9 protein-coding genes are annotated in these 7,134 nt (G+C 72.5%); 4 read left to right on the top strand and 5 right to left on the bottom strand.

Annotated features, from left to right (window positions below; all coding sequences use genetic code 11):
• The 3 genes from JHN63_RS48690 to JHN63_RS48700 form a co-directional block, all read right to left on the bottom strand.
• The coding region (locus JHN63_RS48690) for a PTS transporter subunit EIIC (protein WP_200691561.1) at positions 1-1,140 on the bottom strand (1,140 nt) is incomplete at its 3' end.
• Positions 1,141-1,156: 16 nt separating this feature from the next.
• Entirely contained in the window at positions 1,157-2,092 is a 936-nt protein-coding gene (murQ, locus tag JHN63_RS48695; protein ID WP_200691562.1) for an N-acetylmuramic acid 6-phosphate etherase, read from the bottom strand.
• Positions 2,093-2,217: 125 nt separating this feature from the next.
• Positions 2,218-3,129, bottom strand: a complete 912-nt coding sequence (locus tag JHN63_RS48700) for a MurR/RpiR family transcriptional regulator (protein WP_200691563.1) — start codon at positions 3,127-3,129, stop codon at positions 2,218-2,220.
• A 55-nt stretch (positions 3,130-3,184) separates the two neighbouring features.
• Here JHN63_RS48700 and JHN63_RS48705 point away from each other — a divergent pair, with 55 nt between their 5' ends.
• Both JHN63_RS48705 and JHN63_RS48710 read left to right on the top strand, forming a co-directional pair.
• Entirely contained in the window at positions 3,185-3,583 is a 399-nt protein-coding gene (locus JHN63_RS48705) for a hypothetical protein (protein WP_200691564.1), read from the top strand.
• Complete coding sequence (locus tag JHN63_RS48710) at positions 3,580-3,846, top strand: DUF4031 domain-containing protein (RefSeq protein ID WP_200691565.1); 267 nt, start codon at positions 3,580-3,582, stop codon at positions 3,844-3,846. Before JHN63_RS48705 ends, JHN63_RS48710 begins: the two co-directional genes overlap by 4 nt.
• Positions 3,847-3,921: 75 nt before the next feature.
• Here JHN63_RS48710 and JHN63_RS48715 read toward each other — a convergent pair whose 3' ends face one another.
• Both JHN63_RS48715 and JHN63_RS48720 read right to left on the bottom strand, forming a co-directional pair.
• The gene (locus JHN63_RS48715; RefSeq protein WP_234478840.1) at positions 3,922-5,007 is read right to left on the bottom strand and encodes a GNAT family N-acetyltransferase; all 1,086 of its coding nucleotides are present in this window, start codon (positions 5,005-5,007) and stop codon (positions 3,922-3,924) included.
• A gap of 39 nt (positions 5,008-5,046) precedes the next feature.
• The gene (locus JHN63_RS48720; protein ID WP_200691566.1) at positions 5,047-5,691 is read right to left on the bottom strand and encodes a hypothetical protein; all 645 of its coding nucleotides are present in this window, start codon (positions 5,689-5,691) and stop codon (positions 5,047-5,049) included.
• A gap of 44 nt (positions 5,692-5,735) precedes the next feature.
• On the opposite strand from JHN63_RS48720, the gene JHN63_RS48725 reads away from it, so the two are divergent.
• Together JHN63_RS48725 and JHN63_RS48730 are read left to right on the top strand one after the other, a co-directional pair.
• Complete coding sequence (locus JHN63_RS48725) at positions 5,736-6,416, top strand: maleylpyruvate isomerase family mycothiol-dependent enzyme (protein WP_200691567.1); 681 nt, start codon at positions 5,736-5,738, stop codon at positions 6,414-6,416.
• 116 nt (positions 6,417-6,532) lie between these two features.
• Positions 6,533-7,134, top strand: a 602-nt coding sequence (locus JHN63_RS48730; RefSeq protein ID WP_200691568.1) for a copper homeostasis protein CutC, incomplete at its 3' end; no start/stop codon positions are given.

The following is a 7,134-nucleotide window of genomic DNA, read 5'->3' on the forward strand; positions in this document are numbered from 1 at the left end:
GGCGGTCAGGAACGGTCGGCCCAGGGGGAGCGAGACGCCGTAGATGAGCGGTTCGCCGATGCCCAACAGCCCTGCGGGGAGCGCCGACTTGATGGTCGTACGGAGTGAAGTGTCGTGGCGCAGGCGGAAGTAGACCGCGACCGCCGCACCGACCTGGCCCGCGCCCGCCATCGCGAGGAGGGGCAACAGGACGGTGTAGCCCTGCTGTTCGATGAGGGTGGTGTGGATGGGGATGAGGGCCTGGTGCAGGCCCAGCATCACCAGGGGGAGGAAGAGGCCGCCGAGGATCAGGCCCGCGACGGGGCCGGTCGTCGAGAGGAGCCAGTTCGCGGCCGTGCCGATCGCCGTGGAGATCTCGCCGGCCGCGTACATGAGGCCGTAGAGCGTCGCGAGGCCCGCGAGCAGGACCGTCAGGGTGGGGGTGACGAGGACGTCCAGGGTCGTGGGGACCCAGGTGCGGCACCACTTCTCGACGTACGTGCCGAGCAGCGCGGCGGCCAGCGCGCCCAGTACCCCGCCCTGGCCGGGGGAGAGGGCGACCCCGAACGCGGTCACCTTCGCGACCCCGGGATACACCACGACCGCCGCCACCGCCCCGCCCAGCACGGGCGTCCCGCCGAACTCCTTCGCCGTGTTGTAGCCGACGAACACCGCGATGAGGGCGAGGAACGCGGAGGCGATGGCGGAGAGGGCCGGGGTCAGGCCCGGCAGCCAACCCAGGTTGAGGAGAAGGCCGTTGAGACCGGCCAGTACTCCGCAGCCGATCAGGGCGGGGATGAGCGGGACGAAGATGTTGGCGACGCGGCGCAGGAGCAGTTTGGCGGGGGTCGCGTTGCGGGCGCGCTGCGCCTCCTTCAACTCGGCGCCGCGCGCGGCCAGTTCACCGGCCGCCCCCACCAACTTCTCGAACTCCGGGGTCACTCGGGCCACCACCCCCGGCCCCAGCACGATCTGGTACGTGTCGTCGTCCACCACCCCGAGCACGCCGGGCAGCGCCCGCAGCGCCTCCTCGTCCACCAGCGACCGGTCGGCCAGGCCGAGCCGGAGGCGGGTCATGCAGTGGGCCACGGAGGTGACGTTCGCGGGGCCGCCGACGAGCGGGAGGAGGGCGGCGGCGGTGCTGGCGGGAGAGGTGTTCACCCCCTGAGCGTGCTGGTCAGCCGCCCGCCGCGGTCAGCGCCGCGCGCAGCCGGCCCCCGGACTCCTCCAGAAGGCGGGCGGCCGTCGGGCCGTCGACCCCGGCCAGGACCACCAGGATCGCGTTCTTCACCTCGCCGTCGGTGGCCGCGAGGGCCCGCTCGATCTCCGCGTCCTGCGCGCCGGTGGCGAGCGCGACGATCCGTCGGGACCGGGCACGCAGCTTCTCGTTCGAGGCGCGTACGTCGACCATGAGGTTCCCGTACGTCTTGCCCAGTCGGATCATCGTGATCGTGGACAGCATGTTCAGCACCAGCTTCTGGGCCGTGCCCGCCTTCAACCTCGTTGATCCGGTGAGGAGTTCGGGGCCCACGACCACCTCGATGCCGTGCTCGGCGGCCGCGGCGAGCGCGCTGTGCTCGTTGCAGGACAGGCCGATGGTCAACGCGCCTTCGCTCCGCGCGTGTTCTACGGCCGCGATCGCGTACGGCGTCCGCCCGGACGCGGAGATGCCGACCACCGTGTCGTCGGCGGTGAGCGCGAGCGCGTCGAGGTCGGCCTCGGCCAGGTCGCGGGAGTCCTCGGCGCCCTCGATGGACGTGACCAGGGCCTCCGGGCCACCGGCGATCAGGCCGACCACCTCGGAGGGGTCCGTGTTGAAGGTCGGCGGACACTCGGACGCGTCCAGCACGCCCAGCCGTCCGGCGGTTCCCGCGCCCATGTAGATCAGCCGTCCGCCCCTCTCCATGCGCTGCGCCACGGCGTCGATCGCGGCGGAGATCTCGGGGAGGCGGTGGGCGACCGCGGCGGCGACGGTGGCGTCCTCGGCGTTCATCAGGCGGGCGATGTCGAGGGTGGGGAGTTGGTCGATACCGGCGAGCTCGGGGCGGAAGGCCTCGGTGGTGAGTGACTCCAACTCGGCGCGGAGATCACGGGGGTTGGACGTGGAGGTCATGGAGAGACGGCTCTTTCGATCGTGCGGTTCGGTGTCGTGCTCAGGGGCGCGGGGCCGTGTCGACGTGCGGATCCGCCGCGTGGGCGCGAGCGGCCCCCACCGGTCCGCGGACGACGAGCGGTGGATCAGCGCCGATGCCGGTGCGCCAGCGCCTCGTAGGACGCCGACAGCGCCGGCGCGGCCTGCTCGTACGTCCGCTGCGCGACCCCGATGAACAAACAGTCCACCACCAGCAGCTGACTCGTGCGGGACGACATCGCCGCGGGCCGAAGCTCACTCTCCCGAGCCGTGGACGTCGTAAGAATGTGATCGGCGTACTGCGTCACCGGCCCGTCCGGCCGCCCGGTGATCGCCACGGTCGTGGCCCCGTGCTCGAAGGCGACCCGCAGCGGTTCGATGACGTCACCGGTGGATCCGGAGTGGGTGATCGCGATCGCCACGTCCCCCGCTCTCAGCTGCACGGCGTTCGTGACGGCGAGATGCGGGTCGCTGTGGGCGTGGGCTATGAGCCCTATCCGCAGCAGCTTCTGGGTGAGGTCCTGGGCGACGAGCCCGGACGCGCCGACGCCGTAGATGTCGGTACGGCGGGCCGCGGCGAGCGCGGTGACGGCCGCGCCGAGCTGGACGGTGTCGAGCGCGGCGGCCGTGTCCGCGAGGGTCTGCTGCTCGTCGTAGGCGAGTTTCGCGACGACGTCGGCGATCGGGTCGTCGACCGTGATGTCGGTGGTGAGGGCGGGCGCCCGCCCCGACTGCTGCTGCGCGGCGAGCCCGGCCAGCGCGAGGCGCAGGTCGCGGTAGCCGGGGTAGCCGAGGATGCGGGCGGTACGGACGACCGTGGCCTCGCTGGTGCCGGTGAGCTCGGCGAGGCCGGTGACCGTGAGGGCCGCGCAGCCGGCCGGGTCGGCGGCGACGGTCTCGGCGACGCGCTGCATGGAGCGGGTCATGGAGGGGGCGAGGGTGCGCACCTTGGCGGCCAGGGCCGCGGGTGGCGTACTCCCGGAGGCGCTGGAGAAAATTTCCTTCACGTCCTGGGTCACCTCTGAAAGGTATTTTCGTTCCGGTGACCGGGTCAAGAGTGCGCACAATGGGTGCATGGACCCCAGCAGTGACCCCAACCCTGACCCCACCGGCGATCCCGTCAGCCCCCTGGAGCAGGCGCTGCACGCCGCTCGCGCGCTCGTGCTCGCCGACCTGGCCTCCCGCGAGGTCGTCGCGGCGGACGTGGTGTCCATGGTGGAGACGTCCGTCGCGGAGCGGCGGTGGTGGGTGGAGCAGTGGCCGGAGGGCGTCGAGTACGTCGCCGGCCTGGTCGCGCAGGACGTGCAGGACGCGCTGCTGGAGGCGTACGGGCGCTGGCCGCTCTGCCCGGTCTGCTCCTCCGGCGACCCGCACGCCCTGGAGATCGAACCGGAACTGGGACCCGACCCGCACTGGGTGTGCCACCAGGCGGGCGTGAAGGTCGCCCCGGTGGGAAGCCTGGGTTCCCCGTGACCGTCTACATCGACCCGCCCACCTGGCCGGGCCACGGACGCCTCTGGTCCCACCTCGTCAGCGATGTCTCGTACGACGAACTCCACCTGTTCGCCGAGGAGTTGGGCGTACCGCGCCGGGCCTTCGAGCGCGATCACTACGACATTCCGTCACATCACTACGCGGCCGCGGTGGCCGCCGGCGCGGTGGAGGTCAGGAGCCGGGAGGTGGTCCGGCTGCTGACGGCGGCGGGACTGCGGCGGCCCAAGGGGCGGGCGCAGTAGGCGAGTTGCCCTCGGTGGCTGTGCTGGACTTCTGGTAACTCGGTGGCTGTGAGGGGCTTCTGGTAACTCGGCTGCTCAGCGGGTGAGTTCGTAGGCGAACTCGTCCCCGTCCCCGTCCTCGCTCACCTTCCGGAACCCCGCGCGGGTGACCACCGCCTGGGAGGCGAGGTTGTCGCGTTCGACCGTGGCGAAGAGGGTGTGCACGTCGTCGCGGGCCAGCGCCCACGCGGCGAGCGCGCGCAGCGCCTCCGTCGCGTAGCCCTGGCCGCGGGCGCCCTCCACCAGGTCGTAGCCGATCTCCGCGCGGCCCTCCTCGTCGGGGACGCCGTGGAAGCCCATGCCGCCGATCGCGCGGCCGTCCTCGCGGCGGACCAGGGCGAACACGCCGAACTCCGGGCGGTGCACGCCCGACGCGTAGGCCTTGAGGAGGAAGGTGGCGGACTCCCGGGTGCCCAGGTACGGGCCGCCCTCGATCCACGCGAACCCTCCGTCGCCGCCGGAGACCAGATCGCCCGCGGCCCCGGGGGTGATGCCCTGGAGGGTGAGGCGGTCGGTGGTGTGGACGAGGTTGTTGTGCCAGCGCCAGTCGGTGACGGGGGCGCGGTCGGGGAGTTCGCCGCGGCCGGTCGCCCACAGCAGCGTGCGCCAGTGGTCGGCGGCGGGGCGGATGTGCGGGAAGATCCGGCCGAGGACGAACTCGGGCAGTTCGGGGGCGGGTCGGTACTCCAGACCCAGGCCCTCGGCGATGTCGTGGGTGTGCAGCAGCACCTCGGCGACGCCCATCGCGGCGAAGCCCTCGCGGTTCGCGCTGCGGAACGGGTACGGGTGGAAGGCCCGCACCTCACGGGGCGTGGTGCGGACGGCGGCGGCGAGCAGGGCGCCCATTCCCTCGATCACGTCCAGGACACCGGAGTTGTCGGTGCCGTCGTCGAGGGTGAGCTCGAAGGGGAGGTACGCGTCCTGCGCGCGGCCGGCCAACTGGCCCGCGTACGCGATGAGATCACCGGCGATGTGCTCAGCGGTGTACCTGCAACTCCACTCCAGCCGGCCGGCCTTGGGCTTCTCCCAGTCCTGACCGGTCGCCGTTCGCAGCAGCGAGACACAGCTCGCTACAGCCTCTTCCACCTGGTGTGCGCCTGTTTCGCCGCCCGTTGTCCCCATGCGGGGGAGCATACGGGCGGCGACCGACGCCCGCCGTGATTAAAGTGCCAGCAGATCCAGCTCCGCCCCCAGGTTGTAGCGTGCCGTCGCCTCCCACTCCGCGGCCCCGTGCGGCGTCCTGAACAGGCGTGGCAGGTGCAGGAGTTGACGCAGGATCGCCGAACGGCCCTCCCGGAAGGCGTCGTTGGGGACGAAGTGGTACTCCTCGCGGACGGCCGCGGTGTAGGCGGCGTACGCCGACGGCGGCGCGGCCAGGATCGCCAGGTCCGCGTCGCACAGGACCTGGCCGTCGCGGTCGTCGTCGGCGGGGGCGTGCGTGACGGTGAGCCGGACCAGCCGGGCGACCTCGGCGGTCCGCCCGTCCGGTACGCCCGCCTCGGACAGCGCCCGCTCGGCCAGCCGCGCCGACCGCTCCTCGTTCTCGGAGCGGTCGGGCAGATAGACCGCGTCATGGAACCAGGCCGCGAGCCGTACGACGTCCGGGTCCTCGGCGTGCTTCTCCAGCACGTCGATGTGGTCGAGGACCGAGGTGAGGTGCGTGAGCGTGTGGTAGTGCCGCTGCGGCTCCTGCCAGCGGGCGAGCAGATTCTCGGCGTACGGCCCCGGGTCGGGTCCGGTGGCGGGGGTGCGGGCCCCTTCGAGGGCGTGAGTCCAGCGGGCGCGGAGGGCGTCGAGATCGGCCATGCCCCTTATTTTCCTCCCGCGCGCCCGCCCCTAGCGTGGAACGCATGACTTACGCCGACACGACACACGACGTACGCGACCCCGAACTGCCCGGCCGGCTCCTCACCACCGAGCGCGACGCGCTGATCCCGCTGCTCCGGGCCCGCCCGGACGACGACTTCGCGCTCGCGACCCTCGCGTGTCCGGGGTGGACCGTGCGGGATGTCCTCGCGCACTGCGCGGCCGCGCTGACGCGGGTGGTGGAGGGCCGGTTCGAGAAGGGCGTGTTCTCGCCGGAGGCCAACGACCGGGACATCGCGGCGCGGGCCGACCGGACGAACGCGCAGGTGCTCGACGAACTGGAGCGGGGCATGACCGAGGCCGGAGCGGCGATCGCCCGCGCGGGCGGCGCGCTGGACGCGGTCGCGCTCGGTGAGTGGGTGCACGCCGGTGACGTACGGGACGTTCTCGGAGCGCCCGGAGCCTATGGGGGCCAGGGGCTGGGGTCCGCTCTAACCCTTCTCGCCCGTGTGACCCGTCAGAAAAGCTGCCAGCCTCTGCATGCCGACCTCGACGACCTGGACGATCCGCTGCGGCTGGGCGACGCGTCCGGCGAGCTGACCCCGGCGCGATACATCGGCGACGCGGCCACGCTCGTACGGCTGTACGCGGGACGGCCGGTGCCGGACGGCGTCACGTACGAGCTGGCGGGCGCGAAGGCCGAGGACCTGAACATCTTCGGCTGACGGCCAGTTGTCGTTCGCCGTTCGCGGGGGCGATCTCGCGGCCCCCTGGTCCCCCGCGTACCCTGAGATTGGACTAGACCTGTAGCCGCTCCAGGGAACACGACGGAAGGGGTCCTATGAGCACGCGTGCAGTCCTGGAGGTGATCGCCCTCGGCGCCGAGGACGCGATCGCCGCCCAGGCCGGAGGCGCGGACCGTCTCGAACTGGTCAGCGACATGGCGGCCGACGGCCTCACCCCGCCGGTGGAGACCTTCGCCGCGATCCGCGCCGCCGTCGACATCGACCTGCGCGTGATGCTGCGCCTCGCGGACGGCTTCGCCGCCGGTGACGTGGACCGACTCGTCCGGGTCGCCGGGGAGCTGCGGACCGCCGGCGCCGACCAGTTCGTGCTCGGCTTCCTCGACCCCGACGGCCGCGTCGACCTGGACGCCGTGGAACGGGTCGTCGCCGAACTGGACGGCTGCGCCTGGACGTTCCACCGCGCGATCGACCGCGCCGCCGACCGCGACGCCCTGCGCAAACAACTCGCGGACCTGCCCGGCCTGGACACCTACCTCACCGCCGGTTCGGCCGACGGCGTCGACGACGGCCTGTCCACGCTGCTCCGCGAGGCGGCACTGCGCGGCGAACCGGGGTACGAGCAGCGCATCCTGGTCGGCGGCGCGCAGGGTCGGTACGTGCTCGAGGCGCAGGCCGCCGCCGACCAGGATGCGCTGCT

The sequence above is a fragment of the Streptomyces sp. MBT65 genome (assembly GCF_016612545.1).
GTDB lineage: Bacteria > Actinomycetota > Actinomycetes > Streptomycetales > Streptomycetaceae > Streptomyces.

Bases quoted from the DNA above. Each gene is read 5' to 3' on its own strand.
- murQ (WP_200691562.1), bottom strand. From the start codon at position 2,092: ATGACCTCCACGTCCAACCCCCGTGATCTCCGCGCCGAGTTGGAGTCA.
- JHN63_RS48705 (WP_200691564.1), top strand. From the start codon at position 3,185: ATGGACCCCAGCAGTGACCCCAACCCTGACCCCACCGGCGATCCCGTC.
- JHN63_RS48715 (WP_234478840.1), bottom strand. From the start codon at position 5,007: ATGGGGACAACGGGCGGCGAAACAGGCGCACACCAGGTGGAAGAGGCT.
- JHN63_RS48720 (WP_200691566.1), bottom strand. From the start codon at position 5,691: ATGGCCGATCTCGACGCCCTCCGCGCCCGCTGGACTCACGCCCTCGAA.
- JHN63_RS48725 (WP_200691567.1), top strand. From the start codon at position 5,736: ATGACTTACGCCGACACGACACACGACGTACGCGACCCCGAACTGCCC.